Origin of the sequence: Actinomadura hibisca NBRC 15177 (assembly GCF_001552635.1) — a bacterium.
Lineage (GTDB): Bacteria > Actinomycetota > Actinomycetes > Streptosporangiales > Streptosporangiaceae > Spirillospora > Spirillospora hibisca.
In genome coordinates this window covers 1-21,037 of record NZ_BCRO01000115.1, presented here as the reverse complement: position 1 = coordinate 21,037, position 21,037 = coordinate 1, and the positions used below count along the sequence as shown (strand labels likewise).

Genomic DNA, 21,037 nt, shown 5'->3' with positions numbered 1-21,037 from the left:
GTCCAGCAGCCCCCTAGCCACCGATGTGCGCTTGCAACATAAGCGCCGCGCCATGAGCGGGCGCGGCGACCGAGTTCGACCTTGCCTCACAGCGATGCAACTGTCATGCGATTGGCTAGATACGCTCAGCACCACCTGGGCACTTTTGGGACATATAGTCAGGATCTATTAGTTCTTGCCCGATTCAGCCATGAAATGGTGGTCGATTTTCCCGGACCCGAGTACGACCACGAATTCGACGCGAGAATATCTAAATACATACAAGTATTTTGCTGATCTCAATACTCGAGCGTCCGATGCGGCATCATTTAGTTATTCAAAGCTTCCGTTCTCCGGCTCCAGCCGAGTCAGCCCGCCCGCTCCTGCCATTTTCGGGTGTCGTCGATCAGGGTCTCGCCGACGTCGAACACCACAGACCTGATCACGAGTCCAGGCTATGGATTTCCCGGCTCCATGGATGGCGAGGTGTTGCAGCTGAGCAGCGCCCCGCTGCTCTCGGGTTGAGAGCGGCGGGGCGCTTTTGCTGCGGGTTGCGTTGGAGGGTGGGCCGCAGGCCCGGTTGTTACTGGGTCTCTCGGATCATCGTCGCGGTTTGGCCGGAGAAGCGCACGGTCACGTTGTGCGGGGCGGTCTGCGCCCACTCGTCGAGGCCGTCGACGGAGCACTTGCTCACGTCGGACGCCGGAGGGCCGCCGTCCGGGCACTTGCTTCCGGCCACGTACAGGACCGTGTCGTTGGAGGTGAAGAAGCTGACGCCGTTGACGATGAACTTGCCCGGCGCCAGGTAGCGCAGCCGGCCCGTCGCCGCCTTGACCTGCTTGCCTTCCTCGGGCTCGGCCGAGGGCGGCTCGGTCGCCGGGGCCTCCGAGCTTTCGGGGGTGGGCGTGCTGTCCGGCTTGGTGGTGCTGCTCGGCGTCGTGGATTCGCTCGGTGCGGGTGCGGAGGTCGAGGGCGGCGGTGCCGCAGAGTCGGCGTCGCTCTTGCCGTTGCACGCCGTCAGGCTGAGCGCCAGCGCCGCCGCCATCCCGGTGATCATGATCTTCCGCATGGTTCCTCGCTCCCGTCCTCGGTGCGCGCTCTTCGTGATCGCGCTGTACGGGGTGAGATGCGGGTCCCGTCCCGTGGAGTTGGCGCGGCGGGACGTGATCAATCCGACCCGGTGCGCGCCGAACTCGTGGCGTTGCGGGGGCGTCTGGATGTCATGACGGCAGGGAGAAGTTCGCCCCGATGCGGACTTTTTTGATCAAGGGCCGCTGACCAGGGGATTTGTCCTCGGACGGCATGAAATCGCACTGCGGGGCAATGATCACGCGGTGGCGACAACCCTGAACAGAGCCCTCACCACCCCGCTGCTCTTCTTCTTCATCCTCGGGGACATCCTGGGCGCCGGCGTCTACGTCCTGGTCGGGCAGATGGCGGCCGAGGTCGGCGGGGCCGTCTGGATTCCGCTGGTCCTGGCGCTCGTGCTGGCGCTGCTCACGGCCGCCTCCTACGCGGAACTCGCCACCAAGTACCCCAAGGCCGGGGGCGCTTCGCACTACGCGAATCTCGCGTTCGGGCCCTTCACCGGCTTCACGGTCGGGTTCTGCATGCTCGCCGCCGGGATCGTCTCCGTCGCCGCGCTCGCGCGGGCCTTCGGCGGGGAGTACCTGACGGCTTTCGTCGAGCTGCCGGTTCCTCTTGTCGCCATCGTCTTTTTGCTGCTGCTCGCTTTGCTCAATATGCGCGGCATCCAGGAGTCGCTGCGCGCCAATGCCGTGGCGACGCTGGTCGAGCTCAGCGGGCTCGTCATCATCATCGTGCTCGGCGCCTGGGTCGTCTTCCGGGGAGACGGCGACGTCGGGCGCATCACCCAGGTCGGCACGCCTGATCACAGCCCCCTCGCCGGGGTCCTCGCCGCGACCGTCCTCGCCTACTACTCCTTCGTCGGTTTCGAGACCTCCGTCAACCTCACCGAGGAGACCCGCGACCCCCGCCGCTCCTACCCGCGCGCGCTCTTCGGCGCCCTGGCCTGCGCCGGTGCCGGTTACATCCTGACGGGTCTCGCCGCCAGCGCCGCCGTCCCCACCTCGCGGCTGGTGGAGTCCACCGGTCCGCTGCTGGAGGTCGTCCGGGTGGCGGGAGGCATCCCCGAGACGTTGTTCAGCATCATCGCCCTGGTCGCCGTCGGCAACGGCGCGCTGCTCACCGGCATCATGTCCTCCCGCCTCACTTACGGCATGTCCAAGGACGGCCTCCTGCCCGGCGTGCTCTCGCGCGTCCTGCCCGGACGGCGCACGCCCTGGGTCGCGATCCTGGTCACCACCGGCCTGTCCATGCTGCTCGCGTTGACGGGTGAGGTCGCGACGCTGGCGGGGATGCTCGTCCTGCTGCTGCTGGTCGTCTTCATCGCCGTCAACGCGGCCGTCCTGCGCCTGCGCCGTGACCCCGGGGAGCAGCCCGATCACTTCCGCACCCCGATCGTGCTGCCCGTCCTCGGCATCCTGTCGTGCCTGGTGCTGCTCACCCAGGTCGAAGGCGAGGTGTGGGTGCGCGGCCTTCCGGTGCTCGCGGTCGGCATCGCGCTGGGGGTTGTGAGCGCCGTCCGTGCTCGCCGATCCGCGGACGTGTCCTAAGCGAACGCCCGGCGGGCGTGTCCGAGCAGTTCGCGCAGCGCCGGGTTCGACGTGCCCTTCCACACCAGTGACAGCAGCGCCGGGACCTCCGCTTCCGCCAGCGGCAACGTGTCCAGACGGTCGCTGTACTCGGCCGCCATCGACTCGCTCAGCACCCCCACCGCCAGGCCCCGCGCCGCCAGATCGGCTATCGCGTCGGACGCGCTCGCCTCCAGCGCGATCTCGGGATGCACGTCCCGCGCCGCACAGACCTGCTCGAACACCGCGCGCAGCCCCGTCCCCCTCGGCATGCACACGATCGGGTGCTCGCTCAGCTCGCGCAGCGTCAGGTCCGTCCGGCCCGCGAGGGCGTGGTCAGACGGGACCACCGCCACGATCCGCTCGTCCACGATCGTCATCGCCTCCAGCCCCTCCGGCGTCCGCGCCGCCGTCCCCACCAGCGCCAGGTCCAGCGCCCCGTCGCGCACCTGCGTGACCAGCACCTCGGAGTTGCCCTCCAGCAGCGCCACCTCCACGCCCGGATGCGCACGGCGGAAGCCCGCCAGCGCGTCGAACAGCGGCGTGATCGTGCAGCCCGCCACCATGCCCAGCACGACCCTGCCCCGGATCACGTCGGTCACCTCGCCCACCGCCTGGCCGAGCGCCTCGGCCGCCGCCAAGGCCGCACGCGCGTGCTCCAGCGCCGCCTTGCCCGCGACGGTCAGCGTCGCGGTCCGTCCCGAACGGTCGAACAACTCCGCGCCCAGCTCCCGTTCGAGCTGCCTGATCTGCGCGCTCACCCCGGACTGGCTGATGTGCACCCGCTCGGCCGCCCGCGTGAAGTTCCGCTCCTCGGCCACCGCGACGAAGTACTCCAGCTGCCTCAGCTCCATAACCAGCGATTCTAGCTTCTATGAAAACCATCTGTTGGACTTCTGATGAGGCCGTCACCAGAATGGACGCATGAGCGAATACGAGAAGGCCATGCGTCCCGAAGACATCACCCGCCTGTTCGTGGAGCGTTCCAACGCCGGTGACGCCGCCGGTGTCGCCGCCCTCTACGCCGAGGACGCCGTCCTCGCCTACCCGCCCGGCAGCCAGACCGTCGGCCGCGACGCCATCCGCGCCCTCTGGGAGAAGGTGCTCGCCAACCGTCCCCACTTCGAGCCCGAGGAGCCCCTCCCCACCCTGGTCAACGGCGACATCGCGCTCACCTCCACCCCGCCCAAGGACGGTTCCGGCGCCCGCGCCCAGGTCGTCCGCCGCCAGCCCGACGGAAGCTGGCTGCGCGTCATCGACCAGCCCGAGTTCGTCACGCCCGCGCAATAAGCCGGAGACGCTCAATACGTCCCGCCGTAGGTGTCACGGCCGATCAGCGTGGAATGCTGAGATCAGGCAGCCGTCGCAGGGACCTTCAGCAGGGAGAGCGCATCGTGGCCGACCGGCATCTGGAGATCGAGCAGAAGTACGACGCCGCCGCCGACTTCGCCGTCCCCGACCTGTCCGGCCTGCCCGGCGTCGCCACCGTCGGCCCGCCCCGCGTCCACGAGCTGCACGCCACCTACTTCGACACCGCCGACCTGCGGCTGGCGGCTGGCGGCATCACCCTGCGCCGCCGCCGGGGCGGCGACGACGCCGGCTGGCACCTCAAGATGCCCGCCGGTCCCGACAGCAAGAACGAGCTGCGCGCCCCGCTCGGCCGCTCGCGCGTCGTGCCCGCCCGCCTCGCCTCCCTCGTCGCCGCCTACACGCGCGGCGCGGCGCTGGAGCCGGTCGCGACGCTGGAGACCCGCCGCGCCGTCGTCCACCTGCTGGACGACGGCGGCCGCATGCTCGCCGAGGTCGCCGACGACCTGGTCACCGGCACCGACCTGCGCGCCGCCACCGCCGTCGAGATCGTCCCCGACGAGGGCGCGCGCACCGCCGGCGGCGTCGGGGCCGAGCCGCAGCGCTGGCGCGAGATCGAGGTCGAACTCGGCGACGGCGGCGCCGACCTGCTCAAGGGCGCGGGCAAGCGGCTGCGCAAGGCCGGGGCCGGGCGCGCCGCCACCTCCTCCAAGCTCGGCCGCCTGCTCGGCGACGCGGTCGAGCCGTCCGCCGCCGACGCCCGCTCCGTCGCGATCGCCAAGCTGGAGGGCGAGCCGACCACCGGCGAGGCCGTGATCGCCTACATCGCCCAGCAGGTCGACGCCATCGTCGAGTGGGATCCCAAGGTCCGCACGGCCGAGTACGACGCCGTCCACAAGATGCGCGTGGCGACCCGCCGCATCCGCAGCGCCCTCCAGAGCTACAAGTCGCTCTTCGACACCGAGTACACCCGCCCGCTGAAGGACGAGCTGAAGTGGCTGGCCGACGCGCTCGGCGAGGTCCGCGACCTGGAGGTCCTGCGGATGCGGTTCGCCGAGCAGCTCGACGGGGCCGCCGCGCCGTCCTGGCTGGAGGACATCGCGCGCCGCGAGCGGTCGGGTTACCGCAAGCTCAACGCCACCCTCAAGGACCCCCGCTACTTCGCGCTGCTGAACGCCCTGGACGAACTGGTCACCGACCCGCCGTTCAAGGGCAAGGCCGCCGGGCGCCCCGCCGCCAAGGAGCTGCCCCGCCTGGTCGGCAAGGCGTGGAAGCGGATGCTCAAGAAGCACGCCGCGATCGCGGAGGCCGACGACCGCGACGTCGCCCGGCACGAGACCCGCAAGGCCGCCAAGCGTGCCCGCTACGCCGCCGACCTGGCCAAACCCGTGCTCGGCGGCCCGGCCAAGGCCGTCTCCAAGGACGCCAAGCGGGTGCAGACCGTGCTCGGCGACCACCAGGACGGCGTGATCGCCATGGAGCACCTGCGCGGCGCGCGGGCCCGCAACGTCGCCGAGGCGTTCGACCTCGGCGTGCTCTATGGCACCGAGAAGGGCCGCGCCGAGCAGGCCCGGGACCGCTTCGACGGCGTCTGGGAGTCGATCTCCGGCCCCTCCTGGTGACCGTTACGGGTGGTGCCGCTCCAGCGAGGCGACCGACCCGTCGCCCGCGAGCTGCGCCACCCAGAACCCGCCCTTGGGCAGTTGCGGCTCGTCCGGCACCTTCTCGCCGAACGTGCGGCACATCCCGGTGACCAGCTCGGTGACGATCTCGCCGTGCGTGCACACCAGCGCCGGGCCGCCCGCCTCGATCAGGCCGAGCAGCCGCTCCACCGCCGCGCCGCCCCCGCCCACCGTGAACGCCGCCTCGGTGGCGACCTCGACGCGGGCGCGCCGCGCGTACGGCAGCACCGTCTCCAGGCAGCGCGCCGTCGCCGAGCTCACCGCGCTGACCTGGCCGAACACCGCCAGCAGGTCCGCCAGCCGCGCCGCCTCCGCACGGCCCTGCGCGTCGAGGGGGCGCAGCTCGTCCGGCTCGGTCCAGGCCCGCTTCTCGCCCGCCGAACCGTGCCGCAGGATCACCAGCGGACGCGTGCGCGCGGGCCCGGCGGCGAACACGCGCAGCAGGTCCACGTCGTGCGGGTAGCTCAGGCGCTCGGCGGCGGCGTCCACCGGCAGCCAGTCGAGCCGGTCGACCTCGTCGTTGGGCGTGAACGGCGCGGCCGTCGCCTCGGCCCGCGCCGCCCAGTAGTCCACGTGCTTGAGCCGCTGGTCGGGCATGACGTACCGGACGGTCGGCAGCCGCCGCCCCAGCAGCGCCACGATCCCGGTCTCCTCGGCGACCTCGCGGACGGCGGTGCGCAGCACGTGCTCGCCGGGGTCCACCTTGCCCTTGGGCAGGCTCCAGTCGTCGTGCCGGGGCCGGTGCACGACCGCGATCTCGGGCCCGCCGCCGCCGTCGCGCCACAACACCGCGCCCGCCGCGTGGACCGTCTCCCGGGAGCCGCCGTCCTGCTCCGTCTCAGCCATCGACCGTCCTCCAGCGGCGGCTCTTGACCAGGTGGGTCTGGATGTCGAGCAGGACCTCGCCCGGCGGCGCGGCCCGCCGCGTCCAGTCGCCGTCGGCGTTCAGCCACCAGGCGTGCGTGCCGTCGTCCATGGCGCGGTCCAGCACGTCGATCAGGCCCTCGCGCTGGGCCCGGTCGGTGACGGTGACCAGCGCCTCGACGCGGCGGTCCAGGTTGCGGTGCATCAGGTCGGCGCTGCCGATCCACACCTCGGGGTCGCCGCCGTTGTCGAAGGCGAACACCCGCGAGTGTTCCAGGAACCGGCCCAGCACGCTGCGCACCCGCACCGTCTCCGACAGGCCCGGCACGCCCGGCCGCAACGCGCAGATGCCGCGCACCCAGACGTCCACCGGGACGCCCTCCTGCGAGGCCCGGTAGAGCGCGTCGATCACGACCTCGTCCACCAGCGAGTTGCACTTGACGCGAATGCGCGCCGGACGGCCCGCGCGGTGGTGCGCCGCCTCGCGCTCGACGCGCTCGACCAGGCCGGGCCGCAGGCTCTGCGGCGCGACCAGCAGCCGGTGGTACTCGCTCTGCCGCGAGTAGCCGGTCAGGTGGTTGAACAGCGCGCTGACGTCCTCGCCGACCTTCGGATCGCAGGTCAGCAGGCCGAGGTCCTCGTACAGCCGCGCGGTCTTGGGGTGGTAGTTGCCGGTGCCGATGTGGCAGTAGCGGCGCAGGATGCCGTCGGTGTCCTGGCGCACCACCATCGACAACTTGCAGTGCGTCTTCAGCCCGACGAACCCGTACACCACGTGGCAGCCGGCCTTCTCCAGCTTGCGCGCCCAGGCGATGTTGGCGCGCTCGTCGAAGCGCGCCTTCAGCTCGACCACCACCACGACCTGCTTGCCCGCCTCGGCGGCGTCCACCAGCGCGTCCACGATCGGGGAGTCGCCGCTGGTGCGGTAGAGCGTCTGCTTGATCGCCAGGACGTGCGGGTCGTCGGCGGCGTCCTCGATCAGCCGCTGCACGGTGGTGGTGAAGGAGTCGTAGGGGTGGTGCACCAGCACGTCGCGCTCGCGGATCGCCGAGAAGATGCTCACGTCCTCGGGGACCGACGCCTTGGACGGCACGAACGGCGGGTACTTCAGCTCCGGCCGGTCCAGGTCGGCGATCGCGGCGAGCCCCGCCAGGTCGAGCGGGCCGCCGACGCGGTAGATCTGCCGCTCGTTGATCGCCAGCTCGGTGGTGAGCAGCTCCAGCACCGCCGGGGAGATCGACTCCTCGACCTCCAGCCGCACCACCGGCCCGAAGCGGCGGCGCAAAAGCTCGCGCTCCAGCGCCTGGAGCAGGCCCTCGCTGATGTCGTCGTCGATCTCCAGGTCCTGGTTGCGGGTGACCCGGAACGCGTGGTGCTCCAGCACCTCCATGCCGACGAACAGCTGGTCGAGGTGCGCGGCGATCACGTCCTCCAGCGGGGTGAACCGGTCCGGCGACGCCTCGATGAAGCGCGGCAGCACCGGCGGCACCTTCACCCGCGCGAACATCGTCGCGTCGGTCTCCGGATCGCGGACGATCACCGCGAGGTTGAGCGACAGCCCCGAGATGTAGGGGAAGGGATGCGCCGAGTCGACCACCAGCGGGGTGAGCACCGGGTAGATGCGGTCGCGGAACAACCGGCGCAGGCTCTCCCGCTCGGTCTCGGCGAGGGTCTCCCAGCGCAGGATGTCGATGCCCTCCTTGCCGAGGGCCGGGCACAGGTCGTCGTGGAAGGCCGCCGCGTGCCGCAACATCAGCTCGTGCGCGACGGCGGCGGTGCGCTCCAGGACCTCGCGCGGCTGGCGGCCGCTCGCGGACTGCACGGCGAGCCCGGTGGCCATCCGCCGGGCGAGCCCCGCGACGCGCACCATGAAGAACTCGTCCAGGTTGCTGGCGAAGATCGACAGGAAGCGCACCCGCTCCAGCAGGGGCAGGGCCGGGTCCTCGGCGAGCTCCAGGACACGCTGGTTGAAGCGGAGCCAGCTCTCCTCACGATCGAGGAACCGGTCGTCGGGCAGAGCCTCCGCATGACGGGTGAAATGTCCCGGATTGACGGTCATGACGCAATAATCCCCGGCCAAGGTGAACGACAGTCGAACAGGAGTGTTTCGGACATGGTTCAGATACGTCGATCATGCCCGCGGTTCCCGTTGATCACTCGATGATTGCCCGGGAAACCCCGGACCACCCGCCCCGCGCCCCGCCCTCTCACCCCGCATCGGCGCACCCGACGCCAGCTCACCCCGCCCCGCCTCGCCCGCGTGCGCCTCGACGTCGGCGATCCAGCGGCTCGGCTCGCCCATGCCGCCACAGTACGCCGGGTCACGGCGCTCAGCAGCGGAAATGTGACCCGGAGTGACATGGGAGACCGAAGCGGCCGTTGAAAGCCGTGTCCGGGCCGTTAGGGCGCGAGGTCTCGGGGTACTCCGCCAATCACCGACAGGGAGGCACGTGATGACCGAACGACATCCTGGCGACCTGGCCGGAATGCCGACGTCCGAGCTGATCAAGCACCTGAGCGAGCAGAGCTCCCAGCTCGTTCGCGAGGAGTTGCGGCTGGCGCAGTTGGAGCTGAAGGCCAAGGGCGACCGGTTCGCCCAGGGCGGCAAGCTCTTCGGCGGCGCGGGGGTGGTCGCCCTGTACGGCGGCGGCGCCCTGGTCGCCACGATCATCCTGCTGCTGGCGCTGGTCATGCCCGCCTGGGCGGCCGGGCTGATCGTGAGCGTGGTGCTGCTGGCGGTCGCCGGGTTCCTGGCCCAGCGCGGCAAGAAGCAGATGGACCTGGCGACCCCGGCCAAACCGGAGCAGACCGTCGAGAACGTCCGGGCCGACGTGGCAGAGATCAAGAGCAGGGGGCATCGATGAGCGACGACCCGGAGAAGGACCCGGAGAAGGAGCTGCGCGAGCAGCAGCAGCGCATCGAGCAGACGCGCGAGGAGCTGGGCGCGACCGTCGAGGCGCTGAGCGCCCGCGCGGACGTGAAGGCGCGCGCCCAGGAGAAGGTGGGCGAACTGCGCGAGCAGGCCGGTGAGAAGGTCGGCGACCTGACCGCCAAGGCCCGGCAGGCGACGCCGGACCCCGTGGTGCACGCCGCCGGGCAGGCCGCCGAGCAGGCGCGGCGCAAGCCGGGCCCGGTGGCGGGCGGCGTCGCGGCGCTGGTGCTGCTGGTGCTGGGCCGCCGCTGGTTGCGCAACCGGCGGAGCGGGGGTCGCACGAAGGTGACGGGATCTCCGGCCAAACGGCAGGCGAAAGTGGCCGGACGGCAAGCCAAGCACCAAGCGAAGCTGACCGGACGGCAGGTGAAGCGCCAGGCGAAGCTGGCGAAGGTGCAGGCCAAGCAGCAGGCGCGGGCGGTGCGGAAGCAGGGCAAGGCCAAGCTGGGCAAGCGCTGAGGCACGCGGTCCGGGCCGGGCGGGGAAGCTTCTCCGCCCGGCCCGAACGCATTCCGTGCGGCGTTGGGTACAACGGGGGGCGTGACCCTTCACGAGTCTCCCCGCTCGTTCTCGCTCACAACGGCCTGGCCGCGCTGTACGGCCGTGCACGGATGCAGGGGCCGCACCGCCGACCCCTTCCCAGCGTGCCCGGCGCATCTGGGGCCGGGCGAACTGGCCCAGTTCGCGGCGGGACTCAGACCGGGCGCGGATGTGGACCTGCGCGGCGTCACGGTCGGCTCCGGTGTACTGGACGCGCTGCTGGACGCCCTGACCGGCCCGGACGGGCGGCCGCACCTGGGACGCGCCCGTTTCGACGGGGCGTCGCTGCCGGCCAAGGCGTCGTGGCGCGGCGCGTGTTTCGAGGGCGACGGGTCGTTCGACGGGGCGTGCTTCATGGAGGGCGTGTCGTTCTTCGACGTGCGCTTCCTACGCCACGCGTCGTTCCGGGGAGCGCGCTTCCTGGGGAACGCGTCGTTCCACGAGGCGCGCTTCCAGCGGCACATGACGTTCGACGAGACGGTGTTCGCCGGAGACGTGCTCTTCGGGAAGACGCACTGGGGAGCGGACGCGTCCTTCGCGCGGACCGTCTTCATGGGCGCGGCGGCGTTCGACCAGGCCCACTTCGGCCGGGACGCCGTAATGCCGGGAGCGTGCTTCGGCGGCGCGATGTCGTTCCGGCGGGTGCGCCTGGCACGGCACGCGAAATTCGAGCGGGCGCGATTCCGGCGGGGCGTGTGGCTGGGGCCGTTGGAGGCCGCAGGCACGATTTCCCTAGCGAACGCCACCGCGCACGGCGGCATCTGCATCCAGGCGTCGGCGAAGCGCGTGACGCTGGCGAACGCGGTCGTCCACGGCGGCGGTGACCTTCGCCTAGGCAAAGCCGAACTCTCGCTGGAGAACACCACCTTCGAGGGAAAGGTGACGATCCGCCCCCTCAAGAACGTGCCGCCGATAGTCGTCTCCCTCCAAGGAACGGCAGCCGCCCAACTGGAACTGGTCGGCCTCGACCTGTCCGAATGCCGCTTCCTCGGCCTGGAAGCACCCCTCGCCCTCGACCGCTGCGACCTCGCGCCGCACCTGGCCGACGACCTGCCCGGGGCGGACGGGATGGCCCTGGCGACGCTCTACGACGACCTGGCGGACGCGGCGGGCGACTCCGGCATGGCGCGCACCCTGCACTACCAAGCGCTGGAGGCCCGACGCCACGGCCATCCGGCCCGCCTCCACCGGTGGACGCTCTCCTTGCTCTGGCTGACGTGCGGCTACGGGCAGCGGATCGGCCGGGCGGCCGTCTGGGTGGCGGTGCTCGCGGCGATCGCCTGTGGGGTGACGGTGGTGCACCACGGGCAACACCGGACGCCCCGGCACGTGCTGACGCGCCACGCGCAGGGCCGCGACGCACCACCGCACCCACCTGCGCCCACGTACGCTGCCCGTCCATGAACGACCTGTTCGTCTACGGCACCCTGCGCTACCCCGAGATCCTCCAGGTCCTGCTGGGCCGGGTCCCCGACCTGGCCCCGGCCACCGCACCCGGCTGGCGGGTCAGCACTCTGCCGGGCCTGGTCTACCCGGGGCTGGTCGCCGATCCCGCCGCCACGGCCGACGGCATGCTGATCAGCGGCCTGACGAACGGCGAACGCGCACTGCTGGACGCCTACGAGGACGGCCTGTACGAGGCCGTCCTCCTCTCCCTGAGCGACGGCCGCCAGGCGCACGCCTACGCGTGGAAAGGCGACACCGAGCCGTTCGACTGGGACCCGGCCCGGTTCGCCGCCGAAGAGCTGGCCGCCTTCACCGTTCACTGCCGCACCTGGCGCCTCTCCCACCCAAGGTGACGCTCCCTTCCCGCCCCCGGTGACGCTTCTCCCGCCTCAACGCCGCTTCTCCCACCCCGCGTGACGCTGATCACATTTCCACGCCAGACCCGACTCACGGCTGAATGTCAGACCCCCCAGTCATGATGTGTGCTATGAGCAGAGACACTCACCCGGGGTTGCAGTGCCCGAACTGCAGCACGCATCTCACGCTCGTCCGCGTGCCCGCGGTTCCGCCCACGCCCGCACCCGACCCCGAGCCCACACCGCCCCCTACTCCCGCCGCCCCCACGCCCCCTGCCCTCACCACTCCCGCCCCCGCGCCCACCCCCACGACGCCCGGGGTGACGCCGCGCGAAGAGTGGTCCCCGCCGTCGCCGCCGCCCGTCTCCGAGGTCCTGGCCGCCTACGCCGGACGCTCGGTCGACAGCGCGACCGCCCTGCGCGGCGCGGCCCGCGTCCGGGACAGCCTCAACCGGGCCCGCAGCGCCGCCACGCAGCAGCGCACCGCCCAGAAGGCCGCACGCCACAAGGGGAACGACACCGCCAAGACGGCCTGACCCCGCCCCCTCGCATCCCCGCGCCACGACCGCCCAGGTCAGCCGCGGGGCGGAGTAAAGCCGTTCGTCAACGTGTTGTGTCAGGTGAGGACGCACGAGCACGACGGACGGTCATCAAGATCTGCAACACGCCGACCGCGCGAGCACCCCCCGTGCATTCTTGATCACGTAGGGTCAGCGCACCCGGCACCCCGCCATTACCAGCCCGCTGACCAGCGGAAACGCGCGGCAAACGCTTCGCGGCAGTGAGATATCACCGTTCGGGCAGGGTCAGCAGGCGGTCCAGGCCGGTGCGCTCGATCAGCGAGCGGACCTGCCGGGACACCGTGGGCAGCCACAACTCGCCCCCGCGCTCGCGCGCCTTCTTCGCCCCGTACACCAGCACCGACAGCCCGTAGGAGTCGCAGAATGGAACTTCGCCCAGGTGAAGGGCGACGTTGCGGTGCCGGAGCAGCGTATGGTCGAGGGTGGCGCGCAACGCCTCGGCCTGCACGCAGTCGAGTTCGCCCTGGACGTGGAGGACGCCCCAGGACCGCGCTCGGCCGGGATCGGCGTGGACGGTGGGTGAAGTCATCTCCCCGCACTCCCCTCGTTCTCACGGAGGTCATTCCCATCGTCACTGCCGGTAATCATGCTTGTGTCCTAACCTTTGTCCCATGACAATCGTCTGCCGCCGGTCCGCCTCCATGAGAGCGTGGGCGGTATGACCGCGATCAACAGCCGCGGCCGCGAGAGGCTGCTGGAGGCCGCCGACTGCCTGCGGCTCCTGCTGGTCGAGGACGATCCGGGCGACGCGTTCCTGTTCCAGGAGCTGCTGAACGAGGCCGAGCCGGACGTCGAGATCACGGTCGCCAGCACCCTCGCCGAGGCGCTCGCCGGCCTGTCCCCGCTGGTCCAGTGCGTGATCGTTGACCTGTCGCTGCCCGACGCGCGCGGTCTGGACGCGTTGCGCCAGGTGCTGAACGCCGCCCCGCACACCGCCGTGCTCGTGCTGACCGGCCTCACCGACACCCATGTCGGGGTCGAGGCCGTCGCCGCCGGCGCCCAGGACTACCTGATCAAGCAGGACGTGGACGGGGCGCTGCTCAGCCGCGCCATCCGGTACGCCATCGAGCGCAAGCGCGCCGACGAGTCCGAGCGCCAGCTCGTCGAGGCCCGCGTCGTCAGCCGGGAGAACGCCCGCCTGGAGCGCGGCCTGCTGCCGGTCCCGATCCTGGCCGACCCTGGCCTCGGGCACGACGCCCGCTACCGGCCCGGCCGCGACATGGCCCTGCTGGGCGGCGACTTCTACGACACCGTGCAGACCGACGACGGCACCGTGCACGTCGTGATCGGCGACGTGTGCGGGCACGGCGCCGACGAGGCGTCGCTCGGCGTCCGGCTGCGCATGGCCTGGCGCACGCTGGTGCTGGCCGGGCACACCGGCGAGCGGCTGCTGCACACCCTCGACACCGTGCTCACCCACGAGCGCTGGAGCGAGGAGATCTTCACGACCCTGTGCATGTTCGCCATCGCCCCCGACCGGCGCGGCGCGCGGATGTGGCGGGCCGGGCACCCGCGCCCGCTGCTGTTCGACGGCGACGGCGTGCGCCCGGTGCCCGACGAGCCGCGCGGCCCCGCGCTGGGCCTGCTACCCGGCATGGACTGGCCCGCCGCCGAGCTGGAGCTGGGCGACGACTGGGCCCTTATGATCTACACCGACGGGCTGGTCGAGGGCAAGATCGGCTCCGGTGACGAGCGGCTGGACCTCGACGGCCTGCTGCGCCTGGCCGGGGCGGCCCACGCCCGCGGCGACCGGGGCGGCGTGCTGATCGACGGCCTGATCCGCGAGGCCGAGCGCCTCAACGGCGAACCGCTGACCGACGACCTGGCCGTGCTTCTGTTGAGCCGAGGGGATGAACGATGACCGTCGATCAGAAGGCCCCCGAGGCCGAGCAGGAGACGGCGGCGGACGCGCCCGCGGGCCCGCCCGTCTTCGGCATGCCCACCCGCCAGGAGGAGCCCGCCCGGGGCTACGCCCGGCTGCGGCTGGGCCAGATCTACCGGGTCGGCACGATCGTGCTCGGCCTGCTGCTGCTGGTCACCATCAGCCAGACGGTGCTGGCGCTCTACCAGCACAACCAGGCTCGCGAAACGCTGATCGGGCAGGTCGACCCCGCCACGCTCAAGCAGTTCGACCTCAGCAGCGCGTTCGGCCGCCAGGACACCGCCATCCGCAACTACGCCTCCACCGGCGACCCCGCGCAGCTCCAGGTCTACCGCCAGGGCGTGCGCGACGAGGCCGCGGCGGCGGCCGAGATCCGGCGGCTGCTGGACGGCGTCTCCGGCTCGCGGCCCGTCCTCGACCGGCTGACCCGCCTCACCGCCGACAGCGCGGCCTGGCGGCGCGGATTCGCCGAGCCGATCGCGACCGGCACGGGCAGGGGCGACCTGCCCGCCGCCACCGAGCGCACCGGCGGCGTCCTGTTCGGCGCGATCCGCACCGGCAACGTCGGCCTCCAGGACGCGCTGACCCGCATGCACGGCGGGATCGCCGGCCAGCTGGAGCGCCGCGCCGCCATCACCTACTGGTCGATCGGCGGCGCCCTGACGAGCATCGTGCTGGCCTCGATCGCGATGGGGCTGCTGATCCGCCGCACCGTGCTGCGCCCGGTCTCGGACCTGTCCGCGCGCGTCCGCGCGGTCTCCCAGGGCGACTTCACCCACCCCCTGGACGTGCGCGGCCCCGTCGAGATCTCCGAGCTGGCCACCATCATCGACGCGATGCGGCGGCGCATCCTGGACGAGTGGCGGGTCAGCTCCGAGGCCCGCCAGCGGCTGGACGAGCAGACCGCCGAGCTGCGCCGCTCCAACGCCGAGCTGGAGCAGTTCGCCTACGTCGCCAGCCACGACCTCCAGGAGCCGCTGCGCAAGGTCGCCTCGTTCTGCCAGATGCTGGAGCGCCGCTACGGCGACCAGCTCGACGACCGCGGCCGCCAGTACGTGGAGTTCGCGGTGGACGGCGCCAAGCGCATGCAGGCGCTGATCAACGACCTGCTCAGCTTCTCCCGCGTCGGCCGGCTGTCGCGCACCGAGGACGCGGTCGACCTCGCCGCCGTCGCCCGGCAGAGCATGGAGGACCTGTCCACGCTGCGCGAGGAGACCGGCGCGCAGGTGGAGATCGGCGAGCTGCCCGCCGTCACCGGCGACCGCACCCAGCTCGGCCAGCTGTTCCTCAACCTGATGGGCAACGCGATCAAGTTCCGCCGCGAGGGCGTGCCGCCCCGGGTGGAGATCACCGCCCGGCGCGAGGGCGCGTTCTGGGAGTTCGCCTGCGCCGACAACGGCATCGGCGTCGAGCCCCGCTACGCCGACCGCATCTTCCTCATTTTCCAGCGGCTGCATCCGCGCGACGAGTACACCGGTACCGGGATCGGCCTGGCCCTCTGCAAGAAGATCGTGGAATACCACGGGGGCCGGATCTGGCTGGACACCGAGGGCCGCGACGAGGGCGACCCGGGCACCACCATCCGCTGGACCCTTCCGGCGGGCGAGGAGAAGAGCGAGGACCATGACGGAAGTTGACGCGCGGCCCATCGAGGTCCTGCTCGTGGAGGACGACCCGGGCGACGTGCTGCTGACCACCGAGGCGTTCGAGCACAACAAGGTCAAGAACAGCCTGCACGTGGTGAACGACGGCGAGCAGGCGATGGCGTTCCTGCGCCGCGAGGACCCCTACCCCGACGCGCCGCGCCCCGACCTGATCCTGCTGGACCTCAACCTGCCGCGCAAGGACGGCCGGGAGGTGCTGGAGGAGATCAAGGACGACGCCGACCTGCGCCGCATCCCGGTGGTGGTGCTGACCACCTCCGAGGCCGACGAGGACATCCTGCGCAGCTACCACCTGCACGCGAACGCGTACGTGACCAAGCCGGTGGACTTCGACCAGTTCATCAAGGTGGTGCGGCAGATCGACGACTTCTTCGTGACGGTCGTGAAGCTGCCGCGCGTGCTCTAGCGGGTCCCGGACGGGCGCGACGGCCGGTGGGGGGACTCCGGCGTGCCGTCCGGGCGGTCAGCCGCTCTCGGACGCCGAGCGCTTGCCCGTCCAGTCGACGCAGACCACGACCGCGTCGTCCTTGGGCTCGGCGTCCCCGTGGTAGTCCAGGAAGTGCCGGATGAACGTGCGCACCGCCTCCGGCGGGTTCTGCAGGCGCGTGTCGCGCAGCGCCTGGAGCAGCGCGACGTTCCCGTACAGCTCCCCCGCGGCCGACTCCGCGCCGTGCACGCCGTCGCTGACGATGATCAGGCGGTCGCCCGGCTCGACGGTGAACTCCTCCACCGCGTAGTTGGCGTCCCCGAACATGCCGAGCGGCAGCTGCGCCTCGAAGTCCAGCGCCTCGGTGACGTTGCCGCGCAGCCGGTAGACCTTCGGCGACCCGGCGTCGATCACCCGGACCCGCCCGGTGGCCAGCTCGAAGTCCAGCAGGATCGTCGCCACGTGCCGCACGCCGCGGTGGTGGGCGTACAACGTCTGGTCGGCCAGCGCCGCCTGCTCCACGATGTCGGCGCCCGAGCGGCGGGCGTTGCGCAGCGAGCTGATCGCCAGGTGGGTGAGCGCGGCCGCCTCGGTGCCGCTGCCCATGCCGTTGGTGACGGTGAGCGTGAGGTGGCCGGGCGAGACCGCCCAGTCGAAGTTGTCGCCCCACACGGCGTAGGCGGGTTCGAGCTGCCCGGCCAGCAGGAACTCGTCGGTGCCGCAGGCCCGCCCCGGCAGCAGGTCCCACTGCATCTCGGCGGCCAGGGTGAGGCGGCTGCGGCGGCGGACGCGGCGGTACAGGTCGGTGTGCACGTCGGCGATCTTCAGGGCGCGGGCGAGGATGGTCGCCATGACCGCCAGCTGCTCCTGGAGTTCGTCGAGCGAGACGGGCGGCGCGGCGGCGTGTTGCAGGGGGCTCGTGCCCGCGACGGCGTCCGGGAGGGGAATCCCGGAACCCGGCGTGTCGCCCAGGGACCGGTCGGCCGTGGCGGCGTCCTGGAGGGGCGTCACGGTCGCGGCGGCCTCCTGCAAGGGCGTCACGGTCGCGCTGTTGTTCCGGGCGCCCCCCACCGTGGAGTCGGTGGCGTGCTGCACGGGATCGGCCGCGTCCTGCCGGGGCCTGGGGACCCTGGTCTCGTCGTGCAGGGGCGTCACGGTGCCGAGGGCGGCGCGCGGAGTTCCGGCGTCGGCTTCGCCGTTCGGGCCGGAGAGGCGTACGGTGAGGACGCCCAGCCGGTCGCCGTGCACGGTGAGCGGCAGGTGCAGCGCGTCGCCCTCCCGGACGACCTGCTGGGCCGCGAAGGCGTGACCGGGCGCGGTGTTGTCCAGGCGGACCGCGTCGCCGCCCGCGGTCGCCGGGATGAGGAACGCCTGCCGGTAGTCGACGAGCAGCGCCTCCACCGCGGCGGCGCCGGCGTACTCCTTGATCAGGGTGACGGCGATGGCGAGCAGTTCGTGCGGCTGGGCGCCCCAGATGGCATGCTCAAGGTCTTGCGAAGGGGCGGAGTGCATGGATTCCTCGCCTGGGTCTGGAAGGCCGCCCGGGTGTTCCCCGACGAGCTCGGTGGGGTGAGATGCCGGGGCGGACGCGTTATGTAACAGTGGAGGGCATGGTCGCCACGCCGGGTCTGGGAGCAGAGGAGGCGGCGGCCGTCCTGGACGAGGCCGCGGGCAGTCTGATGGCCGTGTGGGCGCGCGTCCACAACGCGCCCGACGTGCCGGTCCCCGCCACGCAGCTGCGCGCGCTGTTCGTGCTGGAGCGCGGGCCGGTCAACATCAGCGCGCTGGCCACCGAGCTGAACGCGCTGGTCTCGTCGGCCAGCCGGTTGTGCGACCGGCTGGAGGCGTCGGGGCTGCTGCTGCGCGATCCCGGCCAGGACGACCGGCGCGAGGTCACCGTGCGGCTCACCGCCGAGGGGCAGGAGCTGATGGACCGGCTGCGGGTGCGCCGCCAGGAGGAGCTGGGCCGGGTGTTGTCCATGATGTCGGCGCAGGCGCGGCAGGCGCTGCTGTGGGGGCTCGGCCAGTTCCACGAGGCGTCGGGGATGGACCGCCCGGACGGGACGATCTCCCTGCCGGCCTGAGGCCGCCGCCCGGTTCCGCCATCCCGCCGTCCGCGGTCCTGGTCCTCGGGGCGCCTGCGACCGCCTCGACGTCCCCTGCGGCCGTTGGGGGACGCGTCGCCCGGTCAAGGCCATCGCTCCCCTTTCCACCCGAGCCGGGCCGCCGGCCGTCTCCTGCCGGTCCCCGTCGGCCCGGTGCCGTCGCCGGGTCCGCTGCGGCAAGGTAGTTGCCGTGCGACAAATGTAGCGTCCCCGGCCGTGCCCCGTACACGGATCCCGGCGACGTGCGCCGCGACGATCACCACCATCGAAGCCGACATACCCGTAATCGGCGGCACATAAGAGGGAAAATCCATTTTCATGGTGATCAAGAAATGCTTCTTCCCGGGCCGGGGTCGCGTTTCTTCGACTTTCCGAACACGGCGCCTCCGCCGCCGCTAGCATCCCGGCGGGATGGCGACCGTAAATGTCTTTCCCGATGTCCCTATCGAGATGACATGACCGCCTCTTGGAGGCCCTTCTGATGAACGCACGCCGCGCCGTCGTCGCCGGTGTCCTGCCGGCGGCCGCGACGCTGCTGCTCGGCGGCTGCGGGCAGGCGCCCGCGGGCCGCGCGTCCGGCGGTCCGGGGCCCGGCACCGCCAACGTACCCGAGGCGACGACCCACACCACCGTGGCCGGTGCTCCGCTCGACGGGGCGGCGGCCGAGACCGACGGCCTGGTCGTGCACCCGACCGCGCCGGTGCCGGTGCTGGACCGTCCCGGCGGCCGGACCGTCGCCACGCTGCCCGTCCAGCAACTCGGCGGCCCGACCTGGGTGCCGGTGGTCGAGAGCACGGGCGAGTGGCAGCGGGTGCTGCTGCCGAGCAAGCCGAACGGGTCGAGCGGCTGGATCTCGGACCGGAGCGGGGGGCTCCGGACGGCGCGCACGCCCTACGTCGTCAGGGTCGACCTGCGGGACCGGCGACTGAGCCTGCTGAAATCGGGCCGGAAGGCGGGGAGCTGGAAGGTCGCGGTGGGGGCGGCCAAGACCCCGACCCCGGCCGGCCGGACGTTCATGCTGGCCAGCCTGGAGCCGTCCAAGCGCACGCCGAGCCCGCTGGTGCTGCCGCTGGGCACGCACTCGGCGACGTTGGACACCTTCGGCGGCGGGCCCGGGACGGTGGCGTTCCACGGCTGGCCGGACGGCGCGGTCTTCGGCAAGGCGGTCTCGCACGGCTGCGTGCGGGTGCCCGGCGCGGCGCTGCGGGCGCTGTCGCGGGTCCCGCTCGGGACCCTCGTGATCATCACCGGCTGACCCCGGGGTCGGCCCCTCGAACTCGTCGAACTCGTCAAGGAGAACCCATGTCCTGCTGGAAGAACGCCGGACGCCTGGTCCAGGTGAGCCTGGTCGCCGCCGTGGCGGCGTCGCTCGCGGCCACTCCGGCGGTGGCCGCCCCCGCCGACAACGCCGGTGCCGCTCGCGGCAATGCGCCGGACGCTTCGGCGTTCGGGCTGAACGTGATCGGCCCGGTGCGTGTCCCGCCGGTGCCCGCGGTCTCGTCCGGCGCGGGAGAGGTGCGGAAGAGCGTGCTGCGCGAGAACCGGACCAAGGTGGTGAAGGCCGGTGTCCTGGACGTGAAGGCACAACACGACCGCGCCCACTCGCAGGTCGCCGACCTGCGCGTCCCGTCGGCGGGGCTCAGGGCCGAAGCGGTGACGGCCAAGTGCCTGGGGGGCCGGGGCGGGGCCGAGATCGCCGACGGGGTGGTGGCGGGCAAGCCGCTGGCCGTGGCCCCGCCGCCGAACACGACGGTGCCGGTGGACCTGCCGGAACTGGGCCGCGCGTCGGTGATCCTGAACAAGCAGGAGCGGATGCGGGACGGCCGCCTGAACGTGACGGCGATGGAGGTGAACCTGCCGGTGGGGCAGGGGAAGACGGAGTCGATCCGGGTGGCTTCGGCCACGTGCGGGCGTGGCCGCCCGACGGGCGGCCACCCGCAGGGGCCGAAGGGACCGCAGAAGCCGCAGGGGCCTCAGGGGCCGAAGACGCCGGGGGCGTCGGAGGGGGCGAAGGGGCCGCAGGGGGCTCAGGGGCAGCACGCTGAGGCGCCGGCGCCTACTCCGGTGAAGGGGGACCTGGCGGTTACGGGGTGAGGTGATTGCGCTTGGGCTTCTGTACCGGCTGGGAGCCCGCATCACCCGGGCTTCGGCTGCCAGGCTCCGCACCACTTGGGCTCTTGCACTGGCACCGCTCAGGACTACATACCGCTTGCCTGGGTTCTATACCGCCTGTCCTGGGCTGCACACCGCCGATCCGGGCTGCACACCGCCAGCCCGGGCCCCACACCACCAGCCCGAGCCCCACACCACCAGCCCGGGTTTGCCCGGCTCGCAAAGCGAGCCGGGCAAACCCGGGCTGGCGTGGTTCTAGGCCCAGCCTGGGGCGGGCAGTGTGGGTGAGGACATCCAGGCGGGTTGGGGTTGTTGTATGTGTGCGGAGCGCGGGGCTGGGGTTGTTGGTCGAGTGACGGGCGCGGGGCTGAGGTAGGTAGGTCTGTACTGAAAACCCGCACGGGCTGGGGTCGCTGGGAATGTGACCCAACCCCGCGCGGGCTTGGGGTTGTTGGTTGGGTGCGGGAAACCCGCACGGGCTTGGGGTTGGGCGGTTGGCTGTAGA

General features: G+C 71.8%; 20 protein-coding genes. 14 read left to right on the top strand and 6 right to left on the bottom strand.

Going from position 1 to position 21,037, the window contains the following annotated elements; translation table 11 throughout:
• Positions 1 to 562 precede the first annotated feature (562 nt).
• Positions 563 to 1,048 (bottom strand): hypothetical protein, encoded by a 486-nt coding sequence (locus AH6_RS38335; protein WP_067490604.1) that lies wholly within the window; start codon positions 1,046 to 1,048, stop codon positions 563 to 565.
• Positions 1,049 to 1,313: 265 nt separating this feature from the next.
• Between AH6_RS38335 and AH6_RS38330 the strand changes: the two genes are divergently transcribed.
• A complete protein-coding gene (locus AH6_RS38330) occupies positions 1,314 to 2,615 on the top strand; it encodes an APC family permease (RefSeq protein ID WP_218006027.1) in 1,302 nt (433 codons plus the stop codon).
• Here the strand turns inward: AH6_RS38330 and AH6_RS38325 are convergent.
• Complete coding sequence (locus AH6_RS38325) at positions 2,612 to 3,487, bottom strand: LysR family transcriptional regulator (protein WP_067490598.1); 876 nt, start codon at positions 3,485 to 3,487, stop codon at positions 2,612 to 2,614. The two genes, AH6_RS38330 and AH6_RS38325, sit on opposite strands and share 4 nt — an antisense overlap.
• 70 nt (positions 3,488 to 3,557) lie before the next feature.
• Here AH6_RS38325 and AH6_RS38320 point away from each other — a divergent pair, with 70 nt between their 5' ends.
• Together AH6_RS38320 and AH6_RS38315 are read left to right on the top strand one after the other, a co-directional pair.
• On the top strand, positions 3,558 to 3,923 hold the full coding sequence (locus AH6_RS38320) for a YybH family protein (protein WP_067490596.1): 366 nt from the start codon (positions 3,558 to 3,560) through the stop codon (positions 3,921 to 3,923).
• A 104-nt stretch (positions 3,924 to 4,027) separates the two neighbouring features.
• On the top strand, positions 4,028 to 5,563 hold the full coding sequence (locus AH6_RS38315; protein ID WP_067490594.1) for a CYTH and CHAD domain-containing protein: 1,536 nt from the start codon (positions 4,028 to 4,030) through the stop codon (positions 5,561 to 5,563).
• Positions 5,564 to 5,566: 3 nt separating this feature from the next.
• Here AH6_RS38315 and AH6_RS38310 read toward each other — a convergent pair whose 3' ends face one another.
• On the bottom strand, positions 5,567 to 6,469 hold the full coding sequence (locus AH6_RS38310; protein WP_067490584.1) for an NUDIX hydrolase: 903 nt from the start codon (positions 6,467 to 6,469) through the stop codon (positions 5,567 to 5,569).
• Positions 6,462 to 8,546 carry an RNA degradosome polyphosphate kinase gene (locus AH6_RS38305; RefSeq protein ID WP_067490583.1) on the bottom strand — a complete coding sequence of 695 codons (2,085 nt, stop codon included), beginning with the start codon at positions 8,544 to 8,546 and terminating at the stop codon, positions 6,462 to 6,464. Before AH6_RS38305 ends, AH6_RS38310 begins: the two co-directional genes overlap by 8 nt.
• Before the next feature lie 394 nt (positions 8,547 to 8,940).
• On the opposite strand from AH6_RS38305, the gene AH6_RS38300 reads away from it, so the two are divergent.
• The 5 genes from AH6_RS38300 to AH6_RS46340 all read left to right on the top strand — a co-directional run bounded on the left by AH6_RS38300 (position 8,941) and on the right by AH6_RS46340 (position 12,297).
• Entirely contained in the window at positions 8,941 to 9,351 is a 411-nt protein-coding gene (locus AH6_RS38300; protein ID WP_174555161.1) for a phage holin family protein, read from the top strand.
• Complete coding sequence (locus tag AH6_RS38295) at positions 9,348 to 9,878, top strand: DUF3618 domain-containing protein (RefSeq protein WP_067490582.1); 531 nt, start codon at positions 9,348 to 9,350, stop codon at positions 9,876 to 9,878. The genes AH6_RS38300 and AH6_RS38295 overlap by 4 nt, the downstream gene beginning before the upstream one ends.
• Before the next feature lie 81 nt (positions 9,879 to 9,959).
• Complete coding sequence (locus AH6_RS38290; RefSeq protein ID WP_157431972.1) at positions 9,960 to 11,363, top strand: pentapeptide repeat-containing protein; 1,404 nt, start codon at positions 9,960 to 9,962, stop codon at positions 11,361 to 11,363.
• On the top strand, positions 11,360 to 11,758 hold the full coding sequence (locus AH6_RS38285; RefSeq protein ID WP_067490579.1) for a gamma-glutamylcyclotransferase family protein: 399 nt from the start codon (positions 11,360 to 11,362) through the stop codon (positions 11,756 to 11,758). Before AH6_RS38290 ends, AH6_RS38285 begins: the two co-directional genes overlap by 4 nt.
• Positions 11,759 to 11,958: 200 nt before the next feature.
• On the top strand, positions 11,959 to 12,297 hold the full coding sequence (locus tag AH6_RS46340; RefSeq protein WP_245679654.1) for a hypothetical protein: 339 nt from the start codon (positions 11,959 to 11,961) through the stop codon (positions 12,295 to 12,297).
• 253 nt (positions 12,298 to 12,550) lie between these two features.
• Here AH6_RS46340 and AH6_RS38275 read toward each other — a convergent pair whose 3' ends face one another.
• The gene (locus AH6_RS38275; protein WP_067490574.1) at positions 12,551 to 12,871 is read right to left on the bottom strand and encodes an STAS domain-containing protein; all 321 of its coding nucleotides are present in this window, start codon (positions 12,869 to 12,871) and stop codon (positions 12,551 to 12,553) included.
• Positions 12,872 to 13,000: 129 nt separating this feature from the next.
• On the opposite strand from AH6_RS38275, the gene AH6_RS38270 reads away from it, so the two are divergent.
• The 3 genes from AH6_RS38270 to AH6_RS38260 are packed head-to-tail and all read left to right on the top strand — an operon-like array spanning position 13,001 to position 16,294.
• Positions 13,001 to 14,203 carry a PP2C family protein-serine/threonine phosphatase gene (locus tag AH6_RS38270; protein WP_067490572.1) on the top strand — a complete coding sequence of 401 codons (1,203 nt, stop codon included), beginning with the start codon at positions 13,001 to 13,003 and terminating at the stop codon, positions 14,201 to 14,203.
• Positions 14,200 to 15,861, top strand: coding sequence for a sensor histidine kinase (locus AH6_RS38265; protein WP_067490570.1), 1,662 nt, complete (start codon positions 14,200 to 14,202; stop codon positions 15,859 to 15,861). Before AH6_RS38270 ends, AH6_RS38265 begins: the two co-directional genes overlap by 4 nt.
• Positions 15,848 to 16,294, top strand: coding sequence for a response regulator (locus AH6_RS38260; protein WP_067490568.1), 447 nt, complete (start codon positions 15,848 to 15,850; stop codon positions 16,292 to 16,294). The genes AH6_RS38265 and AH6_RS38260 overlap by 14 nt, the downstream gene beginning before the upstream one ends.
• A 57-nt stretch (positions 16,295 to 16,351) precedes the next feature.
• On the opposite strand, the gene AH6_RS46335 is transcribed toward AH6_RS38260, so the two are convergent.
• The gene (locus AH6_RS46335) at positions 16,352 to 17,827 is read right to left on the bottom strand and encodes a PP2C family protein-serine/threonine phosphatase (RefSeq protein ID WP_245679653.1); all 1,476 of its coding nucleotides are present in this window, start codon (positions 17,825 to 17,827) and stop codon (positions 16,352 to 16,354) included.
• A 98-nt stretch (positions 17,828 to 17,925) separates the two neighbouring features.
• Between AH6_RS46335 and AH6_RS38250 the strand changes: the two genes are divergently transcribed.
• From AH6_RS38250 to AH6_RS38240, 3 genes are all read left to right on the top strand, one after another.
• Entirely contained in the window at positions 17,926 to 18,399 is a 474-nt protein-coding gene (locus AH6_RS38250) for a MarR family transcriptional regulator (RefSeq protein WP_067490562.1), read from the top strand.
• 502 nt (positions 18,400 to 18,901) lie between these two features.
• On the top strand, positions 18,902 to 19,675 hold the full coding sequence (gene ldtCP / locus AH6_RS38245) for a L,D-transpeptidase (RefSeq protein WP_067490561.1): 774 nt from the start codon (positions 18,902 to 18,904) through the stop codon (positions 19,673 to 19,675).
• Positions 19,676 to 19,722: 47 nt separating this feature from the next.
• Entirely contained in the window at positions 19,723 to 20,514 is a 792-nt protein-coding gene (locus tag AH6_RS38240; RefSeq protein WP_067490559.1) for a choice-of-anchor P family protein, read from the top strand.
• The last annotated feature ends 523 nt before the right edge of the window (positions 20,515 to 21,037 follow it).